Below are 25,154 nucleotides of genomic sequence, written 5' to 3' on the forward strand. Positions count from 1 at the left end.
CTTAGCCGATGCTCAGCAGACTGTCACCGACCGAAACCGCGTCGCCCACCTTCACGCTGACGGAGGCGACGGTGCCGGCCTTGAACGCTCGAATCTCGGTTTCCATTTTCATGGCCTCGAGAATCATCACCAGATCACCCTCCTGAACCAGCTGCCCGGGCTGCACCAGCACCTTGAATATGTTGCCAGCCAGCGGCGCCGCCTGGGTTTCACCACTGGCAGGCACGGCAGCAGGACCACTCACCGCGCCAGTAGCGCCGTCACCAGCGCCGAGAGGCTTGATACCCTCAATGTCGCCGCCATCGTTAACCTGCACTACGAACGATTTGCCATTGACTTCGACGGTGTAGACCTCCGGTTTTCCCGCCTCCCTCGGTGGCAGATCTCCCCCGGTTGGCGCCGGCTCGAATGCGGCCGGATTTCCACGACTCTCCAAAAACTTCAATCCGATCTGAGGGAAGAGCGCATAGGTCAACACGTCGTCGATCGAATCCGCGGCGAGCTTGATGCCCTTCTCCTGCGCGATCCCCTGCAGTTCAGCGGTAAGACGATCCATTTCCGGCTGCAGCAGGTCTGCAGGACGACAGGTGATCACCTCGGCCCCCTCCAGCACGCGAGCCTGCAGCTCGGAGTTGAAAGGCGCAGGGGCCGCACCGTATTCACCCTTGAGCACGCCCGCAGTCTCTTTGGTGATCGACTTGTAGCGCTCCCCCATCAGTACGTTGATCACTGCCTGAGTGCCGACGATCTGCGATGTAGGTGTTACCAGCGGGATGAAGCCGAGGTCTTCACGAACGCGAGGGATTTCAGCAAGCACGTCGTCGAACTTGCCCAGAGCGCCCTGCTCTTTCAGCTGCCCCTCCATATTGGTCAACATGCCGCCAGGCACCTGAGCCACGAGGATCCGCGAGTCGACACCTCGCAGCGTGCCCTCGAATTTCGCGTACTTCTTGCGGACCTCGCGGAAGTACGCCGCGATTTCCTCGAGCAACTCCAGGTTCAGACCGGTATCGCGCTCCGTACCCTGAAAAATAGCGACCACCGATTCCGTCGGAGAATGTCCGTAGGTCATCGAAAGCGACGAAATGGCGGTATCGACGTTGTCGATACCCGCTTCCACTGCCTTGAGAATGGCAGCCGTCGACAGGCCAGCTGTCGCGTGGCACTGCATATGGATCGGAATCGCAAGACTGGACTTCAAGCGCGACACCAGCTCGAACGCCATGTACGGCGTGAGAATGCCCGCCATATCCTTGATCGCTACCGAGTCGGCGCCCATATCCTCGATCTGCTTGGCCAGATCGACCCACATTTCCAGCGTATGCACCGGGCTGGTGGTATAGGAAATGGTGCCTTGCGCATGCTTGCCCTGCTGCTTGACCGCACGCAGGGCAGTTTCGAGATTGCGCGGATCGTTCATCGCATCGAATACGCGGAATACATCGACACCATTTACAGCGGCCCGCTCGACGAACTTCTCCACGACGTCATCGGCATAGTGCCGATAACCCAGCAGATTCTGGCCGCGCAACAGCATCTGCTGTCGCGTGTTGGGCATGGCCTTCTTGAGCTCGCGAATGCGCTCCCAAGGGTCTTCGCCCAGGTAGCGGATACAGGCATCGAAGGTCGCACCACCCCAGCTCTCCACCGACCAGAAGCCAACCTGATCGAGCTTGGCAGCGATCGGCAACATGTCTTCCAGTCGAACACGGGTGGCGAGAATGGATTGGTGCGCATCACGCAGCACCACATCGGTTATGCCGAGCGGCTGTTTAGCAATGGTCATGGAAGGAACTCCCTTTCCAGAGTCAACCGCGTCGCGCGCGGTGTTGATGAATCGCGGCCTGGATGGCTGCAAGAATATCCGCATCTGTTTCAGCACTCGCGACTGGAACGGCCGCTACTCGAGGCGCCGGCTCAGTGACGAAGCGGCTGGCGAGGTAGGACATCAAGCGAATGCAGAGGATCAACAGAACGAGAAAGGTGAAGACGAAACCGATGCCGAACAGCATGAGTTCGACGCCTTCGAGCAGGAGTTGGCTGGGGGTCATCGGGAGTTCCCTTGTCAGCAGCTCAAGCTGCTTGTTATTCGCTGCGTAGGTTCAGACACGTTTCGCGACACACGAAACGGCCGAACCTTAGCCCGAAACAGCGAAACAAGGCAAACCCCAATAAGGCGCGAAAAGTACCGCTACAGCAGAAAAATGGTCGCCAATCCGAGGAAAATGAAGAACCCGCCACTGTCTGTCATGGCGGTGATCATGACGCTGGCCCCCATCGCCGGATCCCGCCCCAGGCGCACCAGCGTCATCGGAATCAAGACCCCCATGAGCGCGGCGAGCAGCAGATTCAGGGTCATCGCCGCAGTCATGACCACCCCCAGAGACCAGCTGCCATACAGCCACCAGGCCACCGCACCGATCACACCGCCCCAGACCAGACCGTTGACCAGCCCAACCCCGACCTCCTTGCGCAGCAGGCGGGACGTATTGCCGGTACCCACCTGATCCAACGCCATGGCGCGCACGATCATGGTGATCGTCTGATTACCCGAATTGCCGCCAATGCCTGCGACAATTGGCATCAGGGCCGCGAGAGCGACCAGCTTCTCGATCGAGCCATCGAACAAGCCGATTACCCGTGACGCGATAAATGCAGTGACCAGATTGACCGCCAGCCAGGCCCAACGGTTACGGACGGACTTCCAGACGGAGGCGAAGATGTCTTCCTCCTCGCGCAGACCGGCCATGTTGAGCACTTCGCTTTCACTCTCCTCACGGATCAGGTCGACCATCTCATCGATGGTCAGACGCCCGATGAGCTTGCCGCTCTTGTCGACGACCGGCGTCGATACCAAGTCATAGCGTTCGAAAGCCTGCGCCGCATCGTAGGCGTCTTCGTCGGGGTGAAATGTCACGGGATCGCTGGCCATCACCTCCGCGACCTGCTTGTCTGGATCGTTCACCAGCAAACGCTTGATCGGAAGCACGCCCTTGAGCACGCCGTCGTAGTCGACCACGAACAACTTATCGGTGTGACCCGGCAACTCCTTGAGCCGACGCAGATAACGCAGCACCACTTCGAGACTGACATCCTCACGGATGGTCACCATCTCGAAATCCATCAGCGCCCCGACCTGATCCTCTTCGTAGGACAGCGCTGATCGCACGCGCTCGCGCTGCTGGGCATCAAGGCTCTCCATCAGCTCATGAACGACGTCGCGCGGCAGCTCCGGCGCCAGGTCTGCCAGCTCGTCGGCGTCCATTTCCTTCGCCGCGGCAAGCAGTTCATGATCGTCCATGTCGGCGATCAGCGTTTCCCGTACCGCGTCGGACACCTCGAGCAGGATATCGCCGTCTCGTTCGGCCTTGACCAGCTGCCAGACGGTCAGCCGCTCCTCGAGCGGTAACGCTTCGAGAATGTGAGCGACATCAGCAGGATGCAGTTCGTCGAGTTTGCGTTGCAGCTCGGCGAGAATCTGACTCTCGTCGTAGACCTCGCCCTGCTCACCGTCCTGCCGGTACTCCCCATCCTCACCAAGGCGACGGCGTTGCAACAGATCGACCACCTGCGCCAGGCGATCCTGCAGGGTCTCTTGGGGCTTTTTTGCTTCTACTTCTGTCATGGCGCACTCCACCCTGGCCGGGAGCACGCCAGGGAAAATCAATCAATCAATACGTGATTGGCAAATTGGAAACGTGAACGACTACTGGGTAAGTCCATAAAGAGAGGTTGTTCCACAAACCCTGAGGGGCAGATGCGGGCATCATAACATCGCAATCAGTGACCCGACGTGCTCAAACACGGCCATCACAAGGGCTGCGTCAAAGATGCGGAAAAGCTTGCGATGGAGAAGCCGACATTCTGTCGACGCCTTCACGCGGCGAAGAGACACGAATGTACGAGCAGCTTTTATTGAGTAGCCTGAATGGACAGTTGTTCAGTCACGGAGGACGAGAATGAGAGCACTGTCTATAGGTGTTAGCCTGTTATTGCTATCCACCCCCGCGTTTTCAGCAAGCGTATTTCGCTGCATCGACCAATCCGGGCATGTCACCTTCAGCCAACAAGGTTGCCCGGAAGACCACAGACAGCAACGGCAGCGGGCAACCAATCCAACCCCCAGCTCAGGGAAAGCCGTGCCAATGGCGACCCTCAAGACCAGGAAAACCCCCGCCCGCAGTGAAAGCGAAAGCCTGGCTATAGTCGCCGAACGAGATGACGGTTGCGGCAACAGAGTAACCGGCAGCGAACGGCGCAGCGCGATCATCAACAAGCAGATCCGCGCCGGCATGACTCGCAGCGACGTCGAAAGCGCCCTAGGCCGGCCGGAGAGCATCACCAGCAGCAACGGACGAGACCGCCTGCGCTTTCGCAACAGCAGCGGCCAGGTCCGCACCGTCAGCTTCGACGAGTACGGTTGCGTCCTTGGCAGGCGCTAACGCTCGGAAACGAAAAAGGGCCTGCATCGCTGCAGGCCCTTCTCTTGGTTGGCGCACTCAGGAGGATTCGAACCTCCGACCGCTCGGTTCGTAGCCGAGTACTCTATCCAGCTGAGCTATGAGTGCATAAGTGCTTGATAGACCAGATCACTGCTGGTGGCTTGAGTGACCTGCATTCCTGCCGATCATTCGAAGTGTGGCGCACTCAGGAGGATTCGAACCTCCGACCGCTCGGTTCGTAGCCGAGTACTCTATCCAGCTGAGCTATGAGTGCGCTGAGCGTGCGCATTATAGGGAGTAAACATTGACGGTCAAGCACTTTGCCGTGGCGCTTTCTTACATGAAAGCAGGCTGCCGCGAGAACCCTAAACCCTAGAACGCAAAATGGCGGAGAAGGGGGGATTCGAACCCCCGACACCCTTTTGAGGTGTACTCCCTTAGCAGGGGAGCGCCTTCGGCCACTCGGCCACCTCTCCGCAACACGGGGCGCATAATACCCATCTTTACCCCGTTTGCAAAGCCGAAAATTACAGAAAAATTAGTGGCTTGGTTCCTGATCCTTCTCTTTCTGGATCCGTTGGTAAATCTCCTCGCGATGCACCGCCACCTCCTTGGGCGCATTGACGCCGATACGTACTTGGTTTCCTTTCACACCCAACACGGTGACAGTCACATCGTCACCCACCATCAGGGTTTCTCCAACCCGGCGAGTCAGAATCAGCATTCCTTTCTCCTTAAACGGATTCAGTTCAGTAAACAGTCTGCAAAGATAAATACGGAAAATGTCCGTAAAACATGAAGCTAGAGCCATTCAACAGGTATTGACCCGCGCGCAGGAGCCTAAAGTTCCTTTTCGCGTGACCCAATACGACAGAAGGCGCGGACTAGCGCGCCTTCTGCGAATCATTCCGCTGTATTGCCGGCGGGCGCATCGAGTTCGAACGCGGTGTGCAAAGCACGAACGGCAAGCTCGAGATATTTCTCCTCGATCACTACCGATACTTTGATTTCCGACGTCGAAATCATCTGGATGTTTATATTTTCCTTGGCCAGGGCCTCGAACATACGGCTGGCTACACCGGCATGCGAACGCATGCCTACACCGACGATGGACACCTTGGCGATATCCGTATCGCCGATGACCTCACGAGCACCCATCTCGGATGCAATGCCCTGCAATACCTGCAACGCATTGTTGTAGTCGTTGCGATGCACAGTGAACGTGAAGTCGGTGGTGTTATCGTGCGCGACGTTCTGCACGATCATATCCACTTCAACGTTCGCGGCGCTGATCGGCCCGAGGATCTTGAACGCCACACCGGGCGTATCCGGCACCCCACGGATGGTCAGCTTGGCCTCGTCGCGATTGAAGGCGATGCCGGAAATGATGGGCTGTTCCATGGATTCCTCTTCATCAAGGGTAATGAGGGTACCCGGACCCTCCTGAAAACTGTGCAGTACGCGCAGCGGGACGCTGTACTTACCGGCGAACTCTACCGCCCGAATCTGCAGCACCTTGGAGCCGAGGCTGGCCATTTCCAGCATCTCCTCGAAGGTGATCTTGTCCAGTCGCTGAGCCTTGGCCACGACCCGAGGATCGGTGGTGTAGACGCCATCCACATCGGTATAGATCTGGCATTCGTCGGCCTTCAGCGCGGCGGCCAGTGCAACGCCCGTGGTATCTGAGCCGCCACGACCCAAGGTAGTGATATTGCCCTTCTCGTCCACGCCCTGAAAGCCAGCCACCACGACCACACGCCCTGCCTTGATGTCGCGCTGGATCCGCTGGCCATCGATTTGCAGGATGCGCGCCTTGGTATGGGCGCTGTCAGTGAGGATGCGAACCTGGTTGCCAGTGTAGGACACCGCAGGGACGCCGCGCTTGATCAGCGCCATCGCCAGCAAAGCAATGGTTACCTGCTCACCGGTGGAGACCATCACATCCAGCTCTCGGGCGACCGGCTGATCGCTGATCTGCTTGGCAAGATCGATCAGGCGGTTGGTTTCGCCGCTCATTGCCGAGACGACCACGACGATATCGTCTCCGCCGTCGCGGAACTTCTTGACCTTCTCGGCCACCTGCTCGATCCGCTCGACAGTGCCGACCGAGGTGCCTCCAAACTTCTGTACGATCAAAGCCATTGTTAGCCGCCTAGAGCCCCTGAAGGGCGATCATTAAACAAACAACCCCGAAACCTGCCAAGCACCGACTCAATCAGACCCACTCGACGACAGTCGACGGGCCGCGACTCGGCAACTGAATCAAAGCCCCTGCTCGACGAACGACACCGCCAGTGCCAGCGCATCGTCCAGCTTGGCCGGCTCGCTACCGCCACCTTGCGCCATATCCGGACGACCACCGCCCTTGCCGCCAACCGCGGCAGCGGCCTGCTTCATCAGCTCACCGGCCTTCAAACGAGCGGTCAGGTCCTGGGTTACGCCCGCGACCAGCACCACTTTATCGTCCAGAACGCCGCCCAGCAGAATGACCGCGCTGCCCAGCTTGTTCTTCAGCTGATCGACCAGCGCCAGCAATGCCTTGCCGTCCAGCCCATCCTGGCGCGCAGCCAGCACACGCACGCCCTTCACGTCCAAGGCAGAGGTCGCCAGGTCGTTGCCTGCTGCGCTGGCCGCCCTGGCCTTGAGCTGCTCGAGTTCTTTCTCCAGCTGACGGTTGCGTTCGAGGATGCCACCGAGCTTGTCGAGCAGATTGTCACGGCTGCCCTTGACCAGGTTCGCCGCCTCTTTCAGCTGCTCTTCGGCGGCATTCAAATAGGCCAATGCGGGGGCGCCAGTGACCGCCTCGATCCGCCGCACCCCGGCCGCCACGCCACCTTCGCTGGTGATCTTGAACAGCCCGATGTCGCCAGTGCGGTTTACGTGAGTACCGCCGCACAACTCGACCGAAAAGCCGCCGCCCATGGTCAGCACCCGTACGGAGTCGCCATACTTTTCACCGAACAGCGCCATCGCACCCTTGGCCTTGGCGGTATCGATATCGGTTTCCTCGATCTCGACCGCGGAGTTGCGGCGAATCTCGGCATTGACCCGATCTTCCAGCGCGCGCAGTTGCTCGGGCTTGATCGCCTCGAAGTGGCTGAAGTCGAAGCGCAGGCGCTGGCTGTCCACCAGCGAACCCTTCTGGCTGACGTGCTCGCCAAGAATCTCGCGCAGCGCGGCATGCAGCAGGTGGGTTGCCGAATGGTTGAGCGCCGTGGCCTGGCGCACGGACGCATCGACAGTCGCCTCGACATCCGCACCTACGCGCAGCGTGCCGCTGTCGACGATGCCGTGATGCAAGAATGCGCTGCCAGCCTTGCTGGTATCGCGGACATCGAAACGCAAGCCCTCTGCCGCCAGATAGCCACAGTCGCCGACCTGGCCGCCGGACTCTGCGTAGAACGGCGTCTGATCGAGCACCACGACGCCTTCTTCGCCGGCGCTCAGGCTGTCGACCACCATGCCTTCCTTGAACAGCGCGAGCACCTTGCCGGCGCCGGATGTACCCTCATACCCGAGGAAGCGCGTTTCGCCCTCCACCTTGACCAGGCTGTTGTAGTCCATGCCGAAGGCGCTGGCCGAACGCGCACGCTCACGCTGGGCCTGCATTTCACGTTCGAAGCCTTCTTCGTCGAGAGTCAGGTTGCGCTCGCGGGCGATGTCGCCGGTCAGATCGACCGGAAAGCCGTAGGTGTCATACAGCTTGAACACCACATCACCAGGGATGACGCTGCCGGTGAGGCCGGCCAGATCCTGCTCGAGGATCTTCAGGCCCTGCTCCAGGGTCTTGGCGAATTGCTCTTCCTCGTTCTTCAGCACGCGTTCGATATGCGCCTGCTGCTGCTTGAGTTCAGGGAAGGCATCGCCCATTTCCGCCACCAGCGCGGCGACGATACGGTGGAAGAAGCTGCCCTTGGCACCCAGCTTGTTGCCGTGACGGCAGGCGCGCCGCACGATGCGGCGCAACACGTAGCCACGCCCCTCGTTGGACGGCGTCACGCCGTCGGCGATGAGGAAGCCGCAGGAGCGGATATGATCGGCGACGACCTTCAGCGAAGCCTGACCTTCGTTGGCGCAGCCGATGGCATCCGCCGCTGCGTTGAGCAGGCTCTGGAACAGGTCGATTTCATAGTTCGAGTTGACGTGCTGCAGAACTGCACTGATGCGCTCGAGGCCCATGCCGGTGTCGACGCTCGGCGCCGGTAGCGGATGCATGACGCCATCGGCGGTGCGGTTGAACTGCATGAACACGTTGTTCCAGATCTCGATGTAGCGGTCGCCATCTTCTTCCGGCGAGCCGGGCGGGCCGCCCCAGATGTGCTCGCCGTGGTCGAAGAAAATCTCGGTGCAGGGACCGCAGGGGCCGGTGTCGCCCATCGCCCAGAAGTTGTCCGACGCGTAAGGAGCGCCCTTGTTGTCACCGATTCGCACCATGCGTTCGGCCGGCACGCCGACTTCCTTGGTCCAGATGTCGTAGGCCTCGTCGTCGCTGGCATAGACGGTGACCCAGAGCTTCTCCTTGGGCAGGTTCAGCCACTTCTCGGAGGTGAGGAACTCCCAGGCGTAAGTGATGGCGTCGCGCTTGAAATAGTCGCCGAAACTGAAGTTGCCGAGCATCTCGAAGAAGGTGTGGTGACGCGCGGTGTAGCCGACGTTCTCCAGGTCATTGTGCTTGCCGCCGGCGCGCACGCATTTCTGGCTGGTGGTGGCGCGGGTGTAGGCGCGCTTCTCCAGGCCGAGGAAGCAGTCCTTGAACTGGTTCATGCCGGCGTTGGTGAACAGCAGGGTCGGGTCGTTCGCCGGAATCAGCGAACTGGAGGCCACGCGTGTGTGGCCCTTCTCTTCGAAGAAGCGGAGGAAGGCTTCACGGATTTCTGCGCTTTTCATAGATTTCTTCCAGAGGACTGCGGCCGAACGGCTGCAAAACGACACGGCGAGGCGAGACTACCGAAAGCCGGTTCGCAACTACCCAACGGATAGCCGGCAAAGGGCCGCATTATATCGGGCCTGCGCGCCGGGTATAGGGGATAAAAGCGATTGAATCAAGCAATTCGACGTCAGCGACGGCCCATGTTTTCGGCAAATTCGGCGAATGCATTTACCACTAGCGGAAGATGCTCGTCATTCAGGTCCATATGGGTAACCAGCCGCAGCCGCGCCGCAGGCGTCAGGCGAATGCCGCGCTGCGCGCAGAAGGCCGCCAGCACCGCAGCTTTCTCCCCTATCTCGAGATAAACCATGTTGGTCTGCACCGGCTCCACAACGAAGCCGAGTGCTGCCAGCTCATTGCCGAGCAGTTCTGCACGACGATGGTCATCGGCCAATCGCTCGATGTTGTGTTCCAGCGCGTATAAGCCCGCGGCAGCAAGAATGCCGGCCTGGCGCATGCCGCCGCCAACCATCTTGCGCAGGCGCCGGGCCTTGGCGATGAACGCCTCGCTGCCGCACAGCACCGAGCCGACTGGTGCGCCGAGGCCCTTGGACAGGCAGACCGACACCGTATCGAAGTGCCGGGTGATCTCGCGGGCATCGCAGCCAAGCTTCACCGCAGCGTTGTACAGCCGCGCACCGTCGAGGTGCAGCGCCAGGCCATGCCGATGGCTGAAGCCACGGGCCGCGGCCAAGTAGTCCAGCGGCAGAACCTTGCCGTGCATGGTGTTTTCCAGCACGAGCAGGCGGCTGCGGGCGAAGTGGAAATTGTCCGGTTTGATCGCGGCCTCGACACGCACCAGGTCCAGCGTTCCGTCGGCTTCCATTTCGATCGGCTGGGGCTGGATCGAGCCGAGCACGGCCGCTCCGCCGCCCTCGTATTTGTAGGTATGCGCCTGCTGCCCGACGATGTATTCATCGCCACGCTCGCAGTGCGCCATCAACGCCAGCAGATTGCTCATGGTGCCGGACGGCACGAACATTCCCGCAGAAAAGCCCAGGTCGGCTGCCAGACGCCGCTCGAGCAGAACGACCGTGGGATCTTCGCCATACACATCGTCACCGGTTTCGGCGGCAAGCATCGCTTCGCGCATTGCTGCGGTGGGTTGGGTAACGGTGTCGCTGCGTAGATCGATCACGGACATGAGACCTCCTCGGGCTCAGGCAGGGCCAATGATGCTGCCGCTAGGGCCGTCAGCGCAGCAGGCGCGTGTCGAGCACCTTCGAGCCGCCGCCCAGCAGCGTTTCGGTCATTTCAATGAAGGCGTCGGTGCTGACCGTATCCATACGCATCAAGCCCCGACTGACATCGTCGAGCGAATGGCGGCCCTTGCTGCGCTGGCGGATCTCCTTGTCCAGCTCTTGCAACAGCAGCACGGCACGGGCAGTGATCGGCCCTGTCGAGTGCTCGGTGCGCAAGCTATCGACCTTGCGGCTCCACTTGGTCAGATGCTCACGCACCGCCTGGTAGCGGTCTTCGCTCATGCCACCGGCGCGGCGCACCAGTTCGATGGCGTAGTACTCGGCCAGCCCTTCACTGATCCAGTCGCTGCGGTCGCTGTCCTTGATACGGCTGAAGACGTGAACAAGCTCATGCACCAGCGAACTGGTGCCGTTCTCGCTGACAATCGGCCGATCGGCGTGCATGTACAGGGAGTTCGGACCAGACAAGCCGCCGCGCCACATGGGGTCGCCGGCGCCGACGATGAGCAGCTTCGCCGGGTCGCGGGGAAAGACGTTCTGTACCTGCGGCCAGACGAAGGTCAGCATCGTCAGAATATCCATCCGCCGGACACCTTCGCCAACCGGCGCTGCGACGGTGACGTCCGTTTCGCCGAGCTTGGCGCGACGGGTACCGAGTTTGCCGGCGAGCATCCAGCCGGTCGGCCGGTCGAACAGCCGCTCACGGTTCTCCACGCGGAAGCGGTTCTTGCCGACACGCGGCCAGCCGGTTTCGATGCTCTTCCAGCCCTCGGGCAGTTCGAAGGTGATACGCGAAACCAGCTTCACACCGTCGACCTGGTCGAGCCGGGCCGGCGGCACTAAGTCATCGCCACGGAACAACGCCCAGTCACTGGTCATCCGCGCGTCGTAGCGTCCGTTGTCGCGCGGATGGCTGATACGCACACGGTAGCTGAGACGCGCCTTACCTTCGGCGGGCCGCCAGGCACCACGCTCCGGCGACGCCTGCAACCATTCGCCATCCGCTTCGAAGTCGCTGTAGTAGCCGTCATCGCCCAGATTGAACTCCAGACTACGAACCGCTTCGCCTTTCTCCAGGATCAGCTGCACCTCGGCCTGATCCTCGTCGGGCAGAAAACGCACGTGATAGTCCAGGTCGACCCGCTTGGCCGCGTGGGCCTCTGCGCTGAAGAAAAGAACAAGAGCGAACAGCGACAGCAGTCGGACAAGCATCGAAGAGAACTCCATCGGAAACGCGCGGGGGTGTGCTGATCTTGAGACGATGCAAACGAAGCTTAGATTCAACCGGCGCGGAAAATCAGGTGGTCTTCCCAGTGCTCCTCGGCAACGCTGCCTTCGGCGAGCATCCGGCCCGACTGGGAAATTCGCTCGACGTGCACCGCATCAGGGTCGCCACAGACCAGGTGATGCCAGAGCGGTAGATCCTTGCGCTCGGCCACCAGGCGATAGGCGCAGGTGGGCGGTAGCCATTTGAACTGGGCGGCATCGGAAGCGTTCAGCTGAATGCAGTCCGGCACACTGGCGCGCCGGTTCGGATAATCGCTGCAGCGACAGGTTTTCAAGTCGAGGAGCTTGCAGGCGATGCGCGTGTAGTAAACGGCGCCGTCTTCCTCGTCCTCGAGCTTCTGCAGGCAGCAGAGGCCGCAACCATCGCACAGCGACTCCCATTCCGCCGAATCAAGCTCGGCAAGGGTTTTGCGCATCCAGAAGGGTTCGACCTTGGCCGCCATGACTGTCACTACCGGTAAAAACCGGCAAGTCTAGCCACTGTCGGATATCCGGCCAAGAGCCGCCAGACGGATGCCGCCGGTACGAGCCGGCGACTACGGCGAGCGCTACTGCTTGTCGAGCATCTGTCGGTGACTACGCATCTGCTCGAGCATCTGCTCCATGTGCTGGATACGCATGTCGAGCATCTCCCTGGACGGCGCGCCCATCATGCCTGCACCACCCATGGCGCCCTGCATCGGCTTGCCGCCCTGCTTGCCCATTCCGCCACCGGGCCCACCCATCGGGCAGCCGGCCATGCCGCCCATACCGGACTGCATGCTCTGCCAATGCTCTTCGCGAAGTTTCTGCCGCTCCTGCGGGGTCTTCGCAGACTGCCAGGCCTGCCGGTACTCCTGCATCTTCTGCCAATGCTGCTGCCAGGCTTCGTCGTCGCTAGCGGGCGTCTGTGCGCCAGCCGGCATCGCCAGAGCCGCCAGTACCGAACCGATCACCAAAGAACACGTTTTCATCGTCGTCTCCTTATGCATGTACGGTCAGAAGAGCGTAGTTCCGATCCCCCTGGCGCATCTTGTCCAGCGTCAGGATCGAGCGCCGGATTACATCGGATCGTTCATGCGCAGCAGTTCTTCAGGCAGATGTTCGATGTAATCGTCCTCGGCGGGCGGCATCTGCAGGTGATAGCCCTGCGTCTGCAGATTGGCGAGCACCTTGGTGATGTCTTCGCGTGCCAGCTGGCGCTCGGGCGTCAGCACCATTTCGAAGGCCAGCTGCGGTGGCCCGAACGCGGCGATCAGCCCTTCGGGGACGCGCTTGAGCGCATCGCGCTTTTCGACGTAGAGGTACATTCCGTCCTTACGTGGGCTTTTGTAGATGGAACAGATGACTTTCATGGTCGTTTTTCCAGAGCATCGAGCAGGGCTTGCCCCATCCGCTCACGGCGCCAACCGCGCAACGATTCGGGCAGTTGATAGGGACCATCGGGGTAGCCGCTCTTGAGCAGCGCCTCGAGGGTTTTCTTGCGCAGCATCAGCTCCGGAGCGATATCCAGCGCCTGCGCTTCGCGCTGGCCGACCGCACGCAGCTTTTTCAGCACGGACGACACCTCCAGAGGCAATGGTTCCGGTAGCGGTGCCGGCCAATCCTGTTCGGGCGTCGCTGCGGCCTCGCGGATCATCTCCAGCAGCAACTCACCGTCCTGGCGCACGGTACGCGGATGCATGTCCTCGATCCGCGCCAGCGTCACCAGATCGCGCGGTTGTGCGCGCGCCAGCGGCCAAAGACTGGCTTCGCGCAGCACGCGATTGCGCGGCTGGTTGCGTGCACGGGCCTGACGCTCGCGCCAGGCCGTCAGCACCTTGAGCACGGCGAGCTGTTGCGGCTTGAGGCGCCAGGCCTGCTTCACGTCACGGTAGGCCTCGTCCGGATCGGATTCGCGCTGCAGGTTGGCCACCAGCTCGGCGCCATCCTCCAGCACCCAGGCACGCTTGTCCTCGGACAGCTTCGGCAGCAGGGCTTCATACAATTCGGCCAGATGCTGGGCATCCTCCGCGGCATAGCGCACCTGCATGTCGCTCAGCGGCCGTTGCAGCCAGTCAGAGCGCGTTTCGCCCTTGGGCAACTCGATGCCAAGCACGGCCTGGACCAAGCGCGAGTAACCCATGGAGAAGCCGATATTCAGGTAACCGGCGGCCAGCTGGGTATCGAACAGCGGCTGCGGCAAGCTGCCGGTCAGACGCAGCAGCACCTCGAGGTCTTCGCTGCAGGCGTGCAGCACTTTCACTACCGCCGGGTCTTGCAGCAACGCAGCAAACGAGGACCAGTCACGTACGCTCAGCGGGTCGATCAGATAGGCACGCCGCCCGTCACCGACCTGTATCAGCCCGGCGATGGGATAGAAGGTATCGACCCTCATGAATTCGGTATCCACTGCCACATAGGGCAGCTGGCGCCACTCGGCGCACAGGCGGGTCAGATGCTCATCATCCAGGACCCATTGCGTTTCGATGGCCACACGGCCCTCCTTTTCGGCTGACGACCGGCGCACGGCCGAACGAGGCGCGCAGTATATATCGAGCATCCGAGCGGCCGGGGCATTCATGACCGCCACGCGCGCTGGTAGTGTTGGCCGCTCAATCCGCCTGGAGCCGCACCGATGCCACTGGCCCAACTCATTACCGCCGCTGAGCTTGCCCAGCGCCTGCACACCCCCGACCTGCTGATTCTGGATTGCCGGTTCGCCCTGGAAGATCCGACCTATGGCGAGCGCAGTTACAGCGAGGCGCATATTCCCGGCGCGCAGTTCGCCGATCTGGAAGAAGACCTGTCCGGCCCGGTGATCGCCGGCACCACCGGGCGCCACCCACTGCCGGATCCTGAGCAGCTGCTGACTCGCCTGCGCGAATGGGGCCTCGATGACGGCAGCGAAGTGGTGCTCTATGACGACGGCCCCGGCGCGTTTGCGGCACGGGCGTGGTGGCTGCTGCTATGGCTGGGCAAGCGTGAAGGCGTCTACCTGCTGGACGGAGGCCTCAACGCCTGGCGGGAAGCGGGGCTGCCAACGGAAAACATCACGCCCGCCGTGCAAACTGGCCATTTCGACGGGCACGTAGACGACAGCATGGTCGTCGATGCAGCGCGACTGCAAGGACGCCTGCATAGCCCGGAGCTGACACTGCTCGACGCACGCGCCCTGCCACGCTTCCTCGGTGAGGTCGAGCCCATAGACCCCATCGCTGGGCATATCCCCGGTGCCGTTTGCGCCCCCTTCAGCGAAAACCTGGGCAGCGATGGCCGCTTTCTCGATGCCGGGCAGCTACGCGGCCGATTCGATCAGCTGCTAGACGGCAAATCACCGCGAACCGCGGTAGCCTATTGCGGCTCCGGCGTCACCGCCTGTCACAACCTGTTCGCGCTCTGTCTCGCAGGCTACCCATTGGCGACGCTGTACCCGGGCTCATGGAGCGAATGGATCACCGACCCAGGCAGGCCTCGGGCCTGATGCTGGAGCGACCCGCTGTGCCCAGCGCGCAGCGTGGCTCGCCAGTCAGAATACGCCCACGGGGTTTTCACCGAAGTTACATTTGTTTTCACTACCGTTAGTCGTCATCTTTACGAAAAATTGCAATTCATTGTCTTGCTACCTGTCGGAGAAAGTTGCTAGGTTCCGACCCGCTTTCATCCCGGAGTAGTAGAACAATGAAAACAACATGGTTGAAGACCGCGCTCGCGGTAGCCGTAGGCGCCTTGTCCAGCCAGGCAATGGCCGCCGGTTTTGCCCTCAACGAACAAAGCATCAGCGGCATGGGCACCTCCTTTGCAGGTCGTTCCTCTTCCGCCGACGACGCCACCACCCTGTTCGGCAACCCTGCCGGCATGTCCCGCCTGAAGCGTGAGGAAGTCAGCTTCGGTATGGCAGCGATTCATGCGAAGACAGATATCAAGAATACGAGCGCAGCTTCACCACAAATTCCCGCGCTCGGTGGCGCCCGCCTGCCGGTTGACGGCAGCAATGACGGCGATATGGTCCCGTTCACCGCCGTTCCGATGGGTTATTACGTCAAACCAATTGATGATAAGTGGGCGTTGGGTGTCGGTGTTTATGTACCGTTCGGCCTGATTACCGACTACGAAAGCGGCTTTCAGGGTCGCTATCACGGCGACTACAGCGAAGTGCGCGTGATCACGGTGCAGCCAACCGTCAGCTATCGTTTTAACGACAAGCTCTCTGTCGGCTTTGGCCCCACGATTAACCGTATCGACGGTGAATTGCAGAGCGCAACGATCAGCCCTATCGGAGGAAACGACGGCCGGGTCAAGGTTAAGGGTGACGACACCGCCGTGGGCTTCAATGCAGGCATCCTGTATGAGTTCACACCCCATACCCGCATGGGCTTGACTTACCACTCCAAGGTTGAATACACACTTGAGGGCGATACCGAACTCAAAGAAGGCTTCAACCAACTCGGCATCGCCGGAAAGTATGATGCCTCGCTGGACCTGACCACCCCCGAGTCAATTGACCTCTCCGTCACACACGAGCTCAACGACCAGTGGACGCTATACGCCGGCGCCATGCTGACTCGCTGGAGCCGCTTCGAAGCGATCATTATCGAAAACGAAGGACTTCCTTCCGGTCCGCTCAACCCGATCGTCGAAGATCAGGAATGGCATGACACTTGGTCCTATGCGCTCGGCGCCGCGTACAAGCTGAATCGCGAGTGGACTCTGCGCACTGGCTTGGCATTTGACCAGAGCCCGACCAACAACGTTGATCGTTCGCCACGCATCCCCTCCGGAGACCGTACTGCGGTGAGCCTCGGCCTGGGCTGGCACCCAACCGACGATATTACTGTCGACCTCGCTTATTCCTACCTATGGGAAGAAGATACAAAGGTTCGCCGCGAGCACCAGTCCAAGGGCATCTACAACGCCACATATGAAAACAGCGCCCACGGCTTTGGCGCTGCTCTGAGCTACCGCTTCTGATGTAGCGAAAGAACGAAAAAGCCCCGGTCCGCCGGGGCTTTTTTGTTTCTACCTTTCCAACGCCTTCTCCACTGCTGCGATCAGGCGCGGGTCATCCGGCGCGACCTTGCTGGAGAAATGCCCGACGACGCGCCCTTCCCTATCGACCACGTACTTGTAAAAGTTCCAGCGCGGCGCTGTTCCGGCCTGCTCGGCCAGCTGGCGAAACAACGGCGTCGCATCTCCACCCCGAACCGGCTGCGTTTGGGTCATGGTGAAGGTCACACCGTAATTCACGTAGCAGACCTCGGCCGTCTCGGCTTCGTCATCGGCCTCCTGGAAGAAGTCGTCCGAGGGCACGCCGATCACCTCCAGGCCGTCGTCCTTGTAACGCTGATAGAGCGCTTCGAGCCCCTTGAACTGCCCGGTGAAGCCGCAATGGCTGGCCGTGTTGACCACCACCAGGGCCTTGCCATGGAACTGGCCGCACAGATCGACGGTTTCTTTGGAGCGCAGCTTGGGCAGCTCGTGCTGTAGCAGGGTCGGGCATTCGCTGGCCGCCGCCGGCATTACCGGCAAGGCGAGCGCAGACAGGGCAATGAGCGTGAGAAGCTTCATGGCGAATCTCCTTCCTCGGTTCGCGATCACGCTACTCCGCCCACGGCCGCCGGGCAACGGTTCGCATAGATCGCCGCCGAGCTGCGCTTCGGAGCGCGTTGGGCTTCGACGCTGCGCGTCTCAACCCAACCTACGGATTACGAGGCGTAGGTCGGGGCCGGGGTACGCAGCCTGAGCGCAGCGAAGCCCGACGCGTGGCTACAGCCGAACGAAGCTCAACGAGCGTTCACAACGGCAGTTCGAAGGCCGGGGCGATCTGCCGCAACCAGGCGCCCAGCCGCTCTTCGGTGAGGTTGCTCTGGTTGTCCAGGTCCAGCGCCAGCCCGACGAACTTGCCGTCCACCACCGCTTCGGAGTGGGTGAATTCGTAGCCCGTGGTCGGCCACTCGCCGACCAGGGTGGCGCCGCGCTCGCTGAAGAATTCGTGCAGTTCGCCCATCGCATCGAGAAACTCGTCGGCGTAGCCGACCTGATCGCCGAGGCCGAAGATGGCCACGGTCTTGCCGGTGAAATCCAGCCCCTCGATCTGCGGCAGGAATTCCTCCCAGCTTTCGTTCTCGCAATCGGCGCTCAGCCCTGGCAGCAAACCCTCGCCCAGGGTCGGCGTGCCGAGGATCAGGTGCGAATAGCCGGCGAAGTCCTCCGCGCTCGTGCGGTTGACGTTGAGCGGATCAGCCAGGGTGTCGTCGTCGAAGCGCTTCTTGATCATCTTGGCGACCTTGCGCGTCTTGCCCGTGTTGCTGCCGAAGAAAAGTCCGATCCTGGCCATCACGCCACCTCATTGCTGTTTGGATGAATGAAACACCGCGCAGGCCCCATACCCACTCGGCAAAAGACTTCTAGCAGGAAGCACGCCAGCCACTGGATTATTGTAAGTAATTGAAAACAAAGCACTTTTATAAGCATTACCTGTCGCAAACCACACAAGCCGGCTGCCGACGACCGCTCGCCACTGTCGGCATTGCGACATTCAGCCATCCACCCTCAGCAGCGCGCCCTGTCCGGGCGATACGGCCGGCCGAGCAGCCTCAGGCTGCGCTTCGGCATGCTCGTCGAACTGCCTGAGCACCACCAGTTCGCTGCCCTCCTCGTCGAGGTCGAGCAGGCAACTGCGCAGTTGCGGCTGCGCCGGCATCTCGAACATGGTGCGCTGCAGCGCGCCCTCCATGACCGCGCGCAGCCCGCGCGCGCCGGTGCGGCGCAGCAGCGCCTGGTCGGCGATGTGGCCGAGCGCCGCCTCGCTGAACTCCAGCTTCACGCCCTGGTAGGCGAACAGTTGCTGGTACTGCTTGACCAGCGCATTGCGCGGTTCGCTGAGGATGCGCAGCAGCGTCGCGTGGTCCAGCTCGCGGAGGAAGGTGATGATCGGGAAGCGACCGATGAACTCGGGGATCAGCCCGAACTCATGGAGGTCGTCCGGCAGCAGCGCCGCCAGCAGCTCGTTGATCGACGGCGCCTGCTGCTGCGGCCGCGCATGGAAGCCGATCGCGCTGCCACGCGGGTGCACACGGCTGCCGACCAGGGTTTCCAGGCCCGGAAAGGCGCCACCGGCGATGAACAGGATGTTGCGGGTGTCCACCACCTGCTCCTCGCCGTGCTCGCCACGCCGGCCGCCCTTGCCGATGCGCACCTCGCTGCCCTCGACCAGCTTGAGCAGCGCCTGCTGCACGCCTTCGCCGGAGATGTCGCGCACCGCCGTGCCGCCCCCGCCGCGCCGTGCCAGCTTGTCCACCTCGTCGATATAGACGATGCCCCATTGCGCCTTCTGCACGTCGCCGCCGGCAGCCTCCAGCAGGCGGGCGATGATGCTGTCGACGTCGTCGCCGACGTAGCCGGCCTGGGTCAGGGTGGTGGCGTCGGCGGAGGCGAAGGGCACGCCGAGGATGCGCGCCAGGGTGCGCACCAGCAGGGTCTTGCCGGTTCCCGAGGGGCCGGCCATGAGGATGTTGGATTTCTCCAGCTCCACCGCCCCGCCCAGCTGGCAGACCGGTTCGCGGGTGCAGTTGAGCAGCCGCAGGTAGTGGTTGTAGACCGCCACCGCCAGGGTTTCCTTGGCCTCGTCCTGGCCGATCACCGACTCGTCCAGATGCTGCATGCAGGCCGCCGGGGTGAGCAGTTGCGGCGCCAGCTGCTGGGCCTGGCGCCGCTGCCCCCAACTGGTCACCACCTGGTGGGCGAGCTTGACGCAGGCCTCGCAGATGCGCCCCTCGTTGCCCGCGATCAGCGGGACCGTCGGCGATTTTTCCGCACCGCAGAACGAACAGCAGGGCTTGTCGATATCAGTCATGGGTGGCCTCCATGCGGGACGGGGCGGGTTGCAGCAGGCCGGCCAGCCATGCGCGCTGGTGCCGCTCGTGTTGACGGGCGCGAAGCTTCTCGCGCAGGTGTGGCAGTACCTCCTGTAGCGTCAACTGGCCCGCGGGATGGATCGCCTCGCAGAACACCAGGTGAAACCCCATCGGCGTCTCCACCACCGGGCCGATCTCGCCTGCGCGCAGGGCGAACAGGCAGGCTTCCAGCTGCGGATAGAGCATGCCGGGGCGTACCAGGCCGAGGTTCCCGCCGTCCATCGCCGAAGGGCATTCGGAATGTTTCAGTGCCTGTTCGGCGAAGCGCTGCGGCTTGCGCAACAGACGCTCGGCGATCAGGTTGATGCGGCGCCAGGCGCTGGTCCGGCCGTTCTCCGGGAAATCCTCGTTGATGGTGATCAGGATATGCCGCGCCAGGCGCGTGGCGGGCCGCACGAAGCGTTCCGGATGTGTGAAGTAGTACAGGCTGACATCCGTGTCGGTGATTTCCGGCAGCCCGGCGCAGACGCGCTGCAACACCGTCTCGACCTTGAGCTCGCGGGCCAGCAGCTGGCGCAGCCCGGCCTCGTCGAGGCCGCTGTCGGCCAGCGCCTTGCGCAGCGCGAGCGGGTCCTCGTAGCGGGCGGCGATCTGCGCCCAGGCTTCGTCGACCTGCTCGTCCGGAATCACCACGCCGCAGGCCTCGGCGCTGTGCAGCACGGCATTCTCCAGCTGCAGCTGGCGACCGGCGATGCGCTCGGCCTGCTCGCGCTGCGGCGTGCTGAGGGCGGCCGGGTCACAACCGAAGCGCTCGTGGGCGATCTTCAGCAGCTGGTAGCGGGCGCCGCCGGCAACGGGATCAATGCTCATGCTCGCCTCCCACTTGCGCGTCGGCCCAGGCCAGGCTCGCCTCGGGCACCTGCAGCACCCGGCCGTCGCCGAAATAGACGTGGTACTGGATGCCGCCGGGCAGGTCACGCAGCACCTTCTCAATGCTGCCGGCGCGGCCCTGCTCCACCACCACCTCGCCGCGCACGGCAAGGCTGCGGGTGGCGATCACCTGGTCGCGGAACTCGAACAGGTTGGGTATCCAGGGGTCCGACGCCGGAATCAGCTCCTCCTCGCGGCAACCCACCGTGCAGCCCTGCTCGAGGAAATGCACGCGGTAGATCAGTTGATCCTGCAGGTAGGTGCCGACGTCGTAGACGCAGCCCACCGCGCCACGGCGCATCAGCAGGGCGCCGGTGTCCTTGCCGGGATAGGTGCCGTCGTTGCGCACGTTGCGGATCAGCCTTACGGCCTGGCCATATTCGTAGAGCGGCAGGCTCATGGCGCTCACCTCCTGCGGATCAGCCCAGCAGTTGATCGAAAGGCACGAAGGTCGTCTGCGGTTCGTGCATGCGGAAGACCTTGAAGACCTTCTCGGTCTGCGCGTCGGAAGCGACGAAATCTTCGTAGGCACGCCCCAGCAGCCGGCGATAGACCGCATGCCGCACGGCATCCGGCAGATGCTCGATGTCGCCGGCCTGGCACAGGTAGTCGTGATAGCGCTGCATGATGTGCAGGCGGTTGACCTGGACCACGGACGGCACGAAGGGCACGCCGAAGAAGTTCAGGAAGTCCTCGGCGGACACCAGCTCTTCCAGCGCCTCGTCCAGAGGCCCGTCCAGGTTCGGTTCGGCGGCGTATTCGCTCATGGGCGTGTCTCCAGGGTGGCGGCAGAGGGAAAGGTGAGGATGGTGGCGTCGTTGGCCGCCAGCACCTCGAGCAGCAGGCGCGCGCCGAGGCGGTTGTCCGCGTCCAGCTCGACGACCTTCGCCAGCATCGCCTTGCCCTGGCCGAACAGGCCCAGGCGCAGGCTCAGGTAACCGGCGCCCTTGAGCGCCAGCAGATGAAAACGCAGCAGGCCGATGGCGCCGGGCGCCACGCGCGCCAGGCAGTCGGCATCGAGTGCGCGCCAGTCCGTGGGCAAGCCCAGCCGCGGCGCGACCACGTCCAGCACCTGCGCGGCGATGCCCAGCGCATCGGCATGGCGATGCTGGTAGAAGTAGAAGCGGTAGAGCCCGACCAGCACGCTGAGGTCGCCCGGTGCCAGCGCCTGCGCCGTCAGCAGCGGCCGCTCCGCCATGCCGGTGGCGTACTGCGCCGACGCCTCGTCCAGCAGCGCCGCGACGCGTGGCTGGCGCGGCTCGTCGAAATACAGGCCGTCGCCGTCGAAATCCTGCAGGTCCATGGGCGCGCTCCGTCAGCGCCCGGCCATGGCCGGGCAATCGTTGTCACACAGGCTGTTGTCCGGCTGGCACTCCTGGTAGCGCCGCTGCTGGCTGCCGGCGGCGACCAGGCCGCCCTGCTCGACCTGCTTCTCCAGGCTGTCCAGGCGTTCCAGCAGGCAGGCGATGGCCTTGCCCACCGGGTCGGGGATCAGGTGATGATCGAGATCGATGCCATGCGCATTGGGTCGGCCAGCCTCGCGCAGACGCACCACCTTGCCGGGGATACCGACCACCGTGCAGCCGTCCGGCACGTCCTGCACCACCACCGAATTGGCACCGACCCGGGCATTGCGGCCGATGCTGATCGGCCCGAGGATCTTCGCCCCGGCGCCGACCAGCACGCCATCGCCCAGGGTCGGGTGGCGCTTGCCCTTGCGCCAGCTGGTGCCGCCCAGCGTCACGCCGTGGTAGAGGGTGACGTCATCGCCGATCTCGGCGGTCTCGCCGATCACCACGCCGGCGCCGTGGTCGATGAAGAAGCGTGCGCCGATACGGGCACCGGGGTGGATATCGACATTGCTCAGCAGCCGCCCGGCGAAACTCAGCAGGCGCGCCAGGTAGCGCCACTGGCGGCGCCACAGGCGGTGTGCGAGGCGATAGAGCATGATCGCGTGCACACCCGGATAGGTGGTCAGCACCTCCAGCGTGGAACGCGCGGCGGGGTCGCGCTGGAACACGCAACGCACGTCGTCGCGGCATTCGCGGTACAGGCTCATGCGGCACCTCCGGCCAGGGCCAGGCCCTGTTCGCACAGTTGCTGGTAGAAACCCTGCAGGTCGGCGCGCTGCGGGCTGCGCTTGGTCTGCGTGGAGAAGCGGCGGATGCAGCCGAGCAACGCGCGGCTCTGCCACTGCTCGAGCTCGATGCCCAGTTCGCGGTAGCTCAGCTCGACCATGTGCGCGCCGGAATGCTTGCCCAGCACCAGGCTGTGGCTGCGGCCGAGTTCGTCGGGATTGAGCCCCTCGTAGTTGCGCCGGTGCTTGAGCAACCCGTCGACGTGGATGCCCGCCTCGTGGGTGAACACCCCGGCGCCGACCACGCTCTTCTGCCACGCCACCTGGCGCCCGGAGGCCTGCTCCACCAGCGCGGAGATCGAGGGAATGCCGCGCACGTCGATGCCGCAGTCGATGCCGTGCAGTTGCTTGAGCGCCAGCGCGCATTCCTCCAGCGCGGCGTTGCCGGCCCGCTCGCCGAGGCCGTTGACCGTGGTGTTGATGTGCGTGGCGCCGCCCCTGACCGCCGCCAGGGTGTTGGCCGTGGCCAGGCCGAAGTCGTCGTGGGCGTGCACTTCCAGCTCCAGGTCCAGGCGCTCGGCGAGAAAGCGGAAGCGCTCGTGCATGGCGAACGGCTCCATCACCCCCACCGTGTCGGCGAAGCGCAGCCGCCGCGCGCCGGCGGCCTGGGCGACCTCCGCCACGCGAACGATGAACTCCAGGTCGGCACGCGAGGCGTCCTCGCCGCCCAGGCAGACGTCCAGCCCGGCGTCGCGCGCCGCCCCCACCAGCCGTGCGACCTCGCGCAGCGCCCAGTCACGATCGCGGCCGAGCTTGTATTGCAGCATCAGGTCCGAGACCGGCAACGACAGGTCGACCATGTCCACGCCGGTGCCGCAGGCCGCCAGCAGGTCGGCGTCGCACAGCCGGCACCAGGCCAGCAGCCGCGCCGGCAGGGCCAGCCCGGCGATGGCGCGCATCACCTCGCACTCCTCCTCGCCCATGCCGGGGATGCCGATCTCCAGCTCCGGCACGCCGAGCGCCGCCAGGGCGCGGGCGATGGCGAGCTTCTCCTCGGCGCTGAAGGCGACCCCGGCGCTCTGTTCGCCGTCGCGCAGGGTGGTGTCGTCGATGATCACTGTGCTCATGACTGCCTCCAGATAGTGCAATGTCACGGCGGGTCTGCGTTTTCGTAGGAGCCGGCTTGCCGGCGATGCTTTCGATCAGCTGATCGCCAGCAAGCTGGCTCCTACACAGGGGGCCACACCTTGGGTTGACCCGCCCTAGGCGTAGACCGGTGCGAACGACTCGCCCACGTCCTCGGCCGGGCCGTTGCCGCTCCAGTAGGGCGACAGCTTGCGCAGCTGGGCGATGATCGGTGGCACCTCGCGGATCACGTAGTCGACCTGCTCCTCGGTGGTGTAGCGCGACAGCGAGAAGCGCACGCTGCCGTGGGCCGCCGTGTAGGGGATGTCCATCGCCCGCATCACATGCGAGGGTTCCAGCGAGCCGGAGGTGCAGGCCGAGCCGCTGGAGGCGGCGATGCCGACCTTGTTCAGCAGCAGCAGGATGGCCTCGCCCTCGATGTACTCGAAGGCGATGTTGGCGGTGTTCGGCAGGCGGTTGTCCGGGTCGCCGGTGACGAAGGCATGGGGCACCGCGGCGAGGATGCCGGCCTCGAGCCTGTCGCGCAGGCGCCGGACCTCGGTGTTCTCGTGCTCCATGAAGGCCAGCGCGCGCTCGGCGGCGACCCCCAGGCCGACGATCGACGCCGCGTTCTCGGTGCCGGCGCGGCGTCCGCGCTCCTGGTGACCGCCGCGCAGCAGCGGACGGAAGCGCGTGCCGCGGCGCAGGTAGAGCACGCCGACGCCCTTGGGCGCATGCAGCTTGTGGCCGGACAGCGAGAGCATGTGGATGGCGCTGTCCTCGAGGTTCATCGGCACCTTGCCGACCGCCTGCACCGCATCGGTGTGGAACATGATGCCGGCGTCGTCGGCCATCTGCGCCATCCGCTCCACCGGGAACAGCGTGCCGGTCTCGTTGTTGGCCCACATCACCGAGACGATGGCCACGTCGTCGTCGAGCAGCGCGGCGTACTCGTCCAGGTCCAGGCGGCCCTTCTTGTCCACCTTGAGCTTGTGCACGCTGTAGCCGTCCTCGGCCAGATGGTCGCACAGGCTGAGGATCGCCGGATGCTCGACCACCGTGGTGATGATGGTCTTGCGCTCGGGCTGGGCCTTGAGCGCCGAGAGGATCGCGGTGGAGTCGGCCTCGGTGCCGCAGGAGGTGAACACGATTTCCGAGTCGAACTCGGCGCCCAGCAGCCGCTGCACGCTCTGCCGGGCCTTCTTCAGCGCCATGCCGACCTGGTTGCCGAAACTGTGCATCGACGACGGGTTGCCGAACTGCTCGGTGAAGAACGGCAGCATGGCCTGCACCACTTCGTCATCGACACGGGTGGTCGCGTTGTTGTCGAGATAGATGCCGTTCATC

25 protein-coding genes and 3 tRNA genes are annotated in these 25,154 nt (G+C 63.2%); 3 read left to right on the plus strand and 25 right to left on the minus strand.

Features of this window, described 5'->3' with window-relative positions; all coding sequences use genetic code 11:
* Position 1 precedes the first annotated feature (1 nt).
* The 3 genes from oadA to mgtE form a co-directional block, all read right to left on the minus strand.
* A complete protein-coding gene (oadA, locus tag P5704_005935) occupies positions 2-1,786 on the minus strand; it encodes a sodium-extruding oxaloacetate decarboxylase subunit alpha (GenBank protein WOF81181.1) in 1,785 nt (594 codons plus the stop codon).
* 22 nt (positions 1,787-1,808) lie between these two features.
* Positions 1,809-2,051: an OadG family transporter subunit gene (locus tag P5704_005940; protein ID WOF80028.1), complete on the minus strand. Its 243-nt coding sequence runs from the start codon at positions 2,049-2,051 to the stop codon at positions 1,809-1,811.
* A 140-nt stretch (positions 2,052-2,191) separates the two neighbouring features.
* Positions 2,192-3,625, minus strand: coding sequence for a magnesium transporter (mgtE, locus tag P5704_005945; protein ID WOF80029.1), 1,434 nt, complete (start codon positions 3,623-3,625; stop codon positions 2,192-2,194).
* Positions 3,626-3,959: 334 nt separating this feature from the next.
* Between mgtE and P5704_005950 the strand changes: the two genes are divergently transcribed.
* The gene (locus P5704_005950) at positions 3,960-4,442 is read left to right on the plus strand and encodes a DUF4124 domain-containing protein (GenBank protein ID WOF80030.1); all 483 of its coding nucleotides are present in this window, start codon (positions 3,960-3,962) and stop codon (positions 4,440-4,442) included.
* A gap of 49 nt (positions 4,443-4,491) precedes the next feature.
* Here P5704_005950 and P5704_005955 read toward each other — a convergent pair.
* The 12 genes from P5704_005955 to rnd all read right to left on the minus strand — a co-directional run bounded on the left by P5704_005955 (position 4,492) and on the right by rnd (position 14,316).
* Positions 4,492-4,568: transfer RNA gene (locus P5704_005955), tRNA-Arg, on the minus strand.
* A gap of 71 nt (positions 4,569-4,639) precedes the next feature.
* Positions 4,640-4,716 (minus strand) — tRNA-Arg (locus tag P5704_005960).
* A 111-nt stretch (positions 4,717-4,827) separates the two neighbouring features.
* Positions 4,828-4,918 (minus strand) — tRNA-Ser (locus P5704_005965).
* 62 nt (positions 4,919-4,980) lie between these two features.
* A complete protein-coding gene (gene csrA / locus P5704_005970; protein WOF80031.1) occupies positions 4,981-5,166 on the minus strand; it encodes a carbon storage regulator CsrA in 186 nt (61 codons plus the stop codon).
* Positions 5,167-5,345: 179 nt separating this feature from the next.
* On the minus strand, positions 5,346-6,584 hold the full coding sequence (locus P5704_005975; GenBank protein WOF80032.1) for an aspartate kinase: 1,239 nt from the start codon (positions 6,582-6,584) through the stop codon (positions 5,346-5,348).
* A 120-nt stretch (positions 6,585-6,704) separates the two neighbouring features.
* Positions 6,705-9,329 (minus strand): alanine--tRNA ligase, encoded by a 2,625-nt coding sequence (alaS, locus tag P5704_005980; GenBank protein ID WOF80033.1) that lies wholly within the window; start codon positions 9,327-9,329, stop codon positions 6,705-6,707.
* Between the two features lie 170 nt (positions 9,330-9,499).
* Positions 9,500-10,516: a low-specificity L-threonine aldolase gene (gene ltaE / locus P5704_005985; GenBank protein WOF80034.1), complete on the minus strand. Its 1,017-nt coding sequence runs from the start codon at positions 10,514-10,516 to the stop codon at positions 9,500-9,502.
* Positions 10,517-10,565: 49 nt separating this feature from the next.
* Positions 10,566-11,786, minus strand: a complete 1,221-nt coding sequence (locus P5704_005990; GenBank protein WOF80035.1) for a hypothetical protein — start codon at positions 11,784-11,786, stop codon at positions 10,566-10,568.
* A 68-nt stretch (positions 11,787-11,854) separates the two neighbouring features.
* Entirely contained in the window at positions 11,855-12,304 is a 450-nt protein-coding gene (locus P5704_005995; GenBank protein WOF80036.1) for a YcgN family cysteine cluster protein, read from the minus strand.
* Between the two features lie 105 nt (positions 12,305-12,409).
* Positions 12,410-12,814 (minus strand): hypothetical protein, encoded by a 405-nt coding sequence (locus tag P5704_006000; GenBank protein WOF80037.1) that lies wholly within the window; start codon positions 12,812-12,814, stop codon positions 12,410-12,412.
* Positions 12,815-12,901: 87 nt separating this feature from the next.
* Complete coding sequence (locus tag P5704_006005; GenBank protein WOF80038.1) at positions 12,902-13,195, minus strand: YcgL domain-containing protein; 294 nt, start codon at positions 13,193-13,195, stop codon at positions 12,902-12,904.
* Positions 13,192-14,316, minus strand: a complete 1,125-nt coding sequence (rnd, locus tag P5704_006010; GenBank protein ID WOF80039.1) for a ribonuclease D — start codon at positions 14,314-14,316, stop codon at positions 13,192-13,194. The genes P5704_006005 and rnd overlap by 4 nt, the downstream gene beginning before the upstream one ends.
* 141 nt (positions 14,317-14,457) lie before the next feature.
* Between rnd and P5704_006015 the strand changes: the two genes are divergently transcribed.
* Positions 14,458-15,303: a sulfurtransferase gene (locus P5704_006015; protein WOF80040.1), complete on the plus strand. Its 846-nt coding sequence runs from the start codon at positions 14,458-14,460 to the stop codon at positions 15,301-15,303.
* 197 nt (positions 15,304-15,500) lie between these two features.
* A complete protein-coding gene (locus P5704_006020; GenBank protein ID WOF80041.1) occupies positions 15,501-16,790 on the plus strand; it encodes an outer membrane protein transport protein in 1,290 nt (429 codons plus the stop codon).
* A gap of 48 nt (positions 16,791-16,838) precedes the next feature.
* On the opposite strand, the gene P5704_006025 is transcribed toward P5704_006020, so the two are convergent.
* From P5704_006025 to nifS, 10 genes are all read right to left on the minus strand, one after another.
* On the minus strand, positions 16,839-17,387 hold the full coding sequence (locus P5704_006025; protein WOF80042.1) for a glutathione peroxidase: 549 nt from the start codon (positions 17,385-17,387) through the stop codon (positions 16,839-16,841).
* A gap of 226 nt (positions 17,388-17,613) precedes the next feature.
* Positions 17,614-18,156 (minus strand): flavodoxin, encoded by a 543-nt coding sequence (locus tag P5704_006030; protein ID WOF80043.1) that lies wholly within the window; start codon positions 18,154-18,156, stop codon positions 17,614-17,616.
* Positions 18,157-18,357: 201 nt separating this feature from the next.
* The gene (gene clpX / locus P5704_006035) at positions 18,358-19,674 is read right to left on the minus strand and encodes an ATP-dependent Clp protease ATP-binding subunit ClpX (protein ID WOF80044.1); all 1,317 of its coding nucleotides are present in this window, start codon (positions 19,672-19,674) and stop codon (positions 18,358-18,360) included.
* Positions 19,667-20,545 (minus strand): nitrogen fixation protein NifM, encoded by an 879-nt coding sequence (gene nifM / locus P5704_006040; GenBank protein ID WOF80045.1) that lies wholly within the window; start codon positions 20,543-20,545, stop codon positions 19,667-19,669. The genes clpX and nifM overlap by 8 nt, the downstream gene beginning before the upstream one ends.
* A complete protein-coding gene (locus tag P5704_006045) occupies positions 20,535-21,005 on the minus strand; it encodes a nitrogen fixation protein NifZ (protein WOF80046.1) in 471 nt (156 codons plus the stop codon). The genes nifM and P5704_006045 overlap by 11 nt, the downstream gene beginning before the upstream one ends.
* A gap of 19 nt (positions 21,006-21,024) precedes the next feature.
* Positions 21,025-21,372 (minus strand): nitrogenase-stabilizing/protective protein NifW, encoded by a 348-nt coding sequence (locus P5704_006050; protein WOF80047.1) that lies wholly within the window; start codon positions 21,370-21,372, stop codon positions 21,025-21,027.
* A complete protein-coding gene (locus P5704_006055; protein WOF80048.1) occupies positions 21,369-21,908 on the minus strand; it encodes a hypothetical protein in 540 nt (179 codons plus the stop codon). The genes P5704_006050 and P5704_006055 overlap by 4 nt, the downstream gene beginning before the upstream one ends.
* 12 nt (positions 21,909-21,920) lie before the next feature.
* On the minus strand, positions 21,921-22,664 hold the full coding sequence (cysE, locus tag P5704_006060) for a serine O-acetyltransferase (GenBank protein WOF80049.1): 744 nt from the start codon (positions 22,662-22,664) through the stop codon (positions 21,921-21,923).
* Positions 22,661-23,809, minus strand: a complete 1,149-nt coding sequence (gene nifV, locus P5704_006065) for a homocitrate synthase (GenBank protein ID WOF80050.1) — start codon at positions 23,807-23,809, stop codon at positions 22,661-22,663. Before nifV ends, cysE begins: the two co-directional genes overlap by 4 nt.
* A 135-nt stretch (positions 23,810-23,944) precedes the next feature.
* On the minus strand, positions 23,945-25,153 hold the full coding sequence (gene nifS / locus P5704_006070; protein WOF80051.1) for a cysteine desulfurase NifS: 1,209 nt from the start codon (positions 25,151-25,153) through the stop codon (positions 23,945-23,947).
* Position 25,154: the final 1 nt, after the last annotated feature.

Source organism: Pseudomonas sp. FeN3W, from assembly GCA_030263805.2.
In the GTDB taxonomy this organism is placed as follows: Bacteria; Pseudomonadota; Gammaproteobacteria; order Pseudomonadales; family Pseudomonadaceae; genus Stutzerimonas; species Stutzerimonas stutzeri_G.

Bases quoted from the DNA above. Each gene is read 5' to 3' on its own strand.
- oadA (WOF81181.1), bottom strand. From the start codon at position 1,786: ATGACCATTGCTAAACAGCCGCTCGGCATAACCGATGTGGTGCTGCGT.
- P5704_005940 (WOF80028.1), bottom strand. From the start codon at position 2,051: ATGACCCCCAGCCAACTCCTGCTCGAAGGCGTCGAACTCATGCTGTTC.
- mgtE (WOF80029.1), bottom strand. From the start codon at position 3,625: ATGACAGAAGTAGAAGCAAAAAAGCCCCAAGAGACCCTGCAGGATCGC.
- P5704_005950 (WOF80030.1), top strand. From the start codon at position 3,960: ATGAGAGCACTGTCTATAGGTGTTAGCCTGTTATTGCTATCCACCCCC.
- csrA (WOF80031.1), bottom strand. From the start codon at position 5,166: ATGCTGATTCTGACTCGCCGGGTTGGAGAAACCCTGATGGTGGGTGAC.
- P5704_005975 (WOF80032.1), bottom strand. From the start codon at position 6,584: ATGGCTTTGATCGTACAGAAGTTTGGAGGCACCTCGGTCGGCACTGTC.
- alaS (WOF80033.1), bottom strand. From the start codon at position 9,329: ATGAAAAGCGCAGAAATCCGTGAAGCCTTCCTCCGCTTCTTCGAAGAG.
- ltaE (WOF80034.1), bottom strand. From the start codon at position 10,516: ATGTCCGTGATCGATCTACGCAGCGACACCGTTACCCAACCCACCGCA.
- P5704_005990 (WOF80035.1), bottom strand. From the start codon at position 11,786: ATGCTTGTCCGACTGCTGTCGCTGTTCGCTCTTGTTCTTTTCTTCAGC.
- P5704_005995 (WOF80036.1), bottom strand. From the start codon at position 12,304: ATGGCGGCCAAGGTCGAACCCTTCTGGATGCGCAAAACCCTTGCCGAG.
- P5704_006000 (WOF80037.1), bottom strand. From the start codon at position 12,814: ATGAAAACGTGTTCTTTGGTGATCGGTTCGGTACTGGCGGCTCTGGCG.
- P5704_006005 (WOF80038.1), bottom strand. From the start codon at position 13,195: ATGAAAGTCATCTGTTCCATCTACAAAAGCCCACGTAAGGACGGAATG.
- P5704_006015 (WOF80040.1), top strand. From the start codon at position 14,458: ATGCCACTGGCCCAACTCATTACCGCCGCTGAGCTTGCCCAGCGCCTG.
- P5704_006020 (WOF80041.1), top strand. From the start codon at position 15,501: ATGAAAACAACATGGTTGAAGACCGCGCTCGCGGTAGCCGTAGGCGCC.
- P5704_006025 (WOF80042.1), bottom strand. From the start codon at position 17,387: ATGAAGCTTCTCACGCTCATTGCCCTGTCTGCGCTCGCCTTGCCGGTA.
- P5704_006030 (WOF80043.1), bottom strand. From the start codon at position 18,156: ATGGCCAGGATCGGACTTTTCTTCGGCAGCAACACGGGCAAGACGCGC.
- clpX (WOF80044.1), bottom strand. From the start codon at position 19,674: ATGACTGATATCGACAAGCCCTGCTGTTCGTTCTGCGGTGCGGAAAAA.
- nifM (WOF80045.1), bottom strand. From the start codon at position 20,545: ATGAGCATTGATCCCGTTGCCGGCGGCGCCCGCTACCAGCTGCTGAAG.
- P5704_006045 (WOF80046.1), bottom strand. From the start codon at position 21,005: ATGAGCCTGCCGCTCTACGAATATGGCCAGGCCGTAAGGCTGATCCGC.
- P5704_006050 (WOF80047.1), bottom strand. From the start codon at position 21,372: ATGAGCGAATACGCCGCCGAACCGAACCTGGACGGGCCTCTGGACGAG.
- P5704_006055 (WOF80048.1), bottom strand. From the start codon at position 21,908: ATGGACCTGCAGGATTTCGACGGCGACGGCCTGTATTTCGACGAGCCG.
- cysE (WOF80049.1), bottom strand. From the start codon at position 22,664: ATGAGCCTGTACCGCGAATGCCGCGACGACGTGCGTTGCGTGTTCCAG.
- nifV (WOF80050.1), bottom strand. From the start codon at position 23,809: ATGAGCACAGTGATCATCGACGACACCACCCTGCGCGACGGCGAACAG.
- nifS (WOF80051.1), bottom strand. From the start codon at position 25,153: ATGAACGGCATCTATCTCGACAACAACGCGACCACCCGTGTCGATGAC.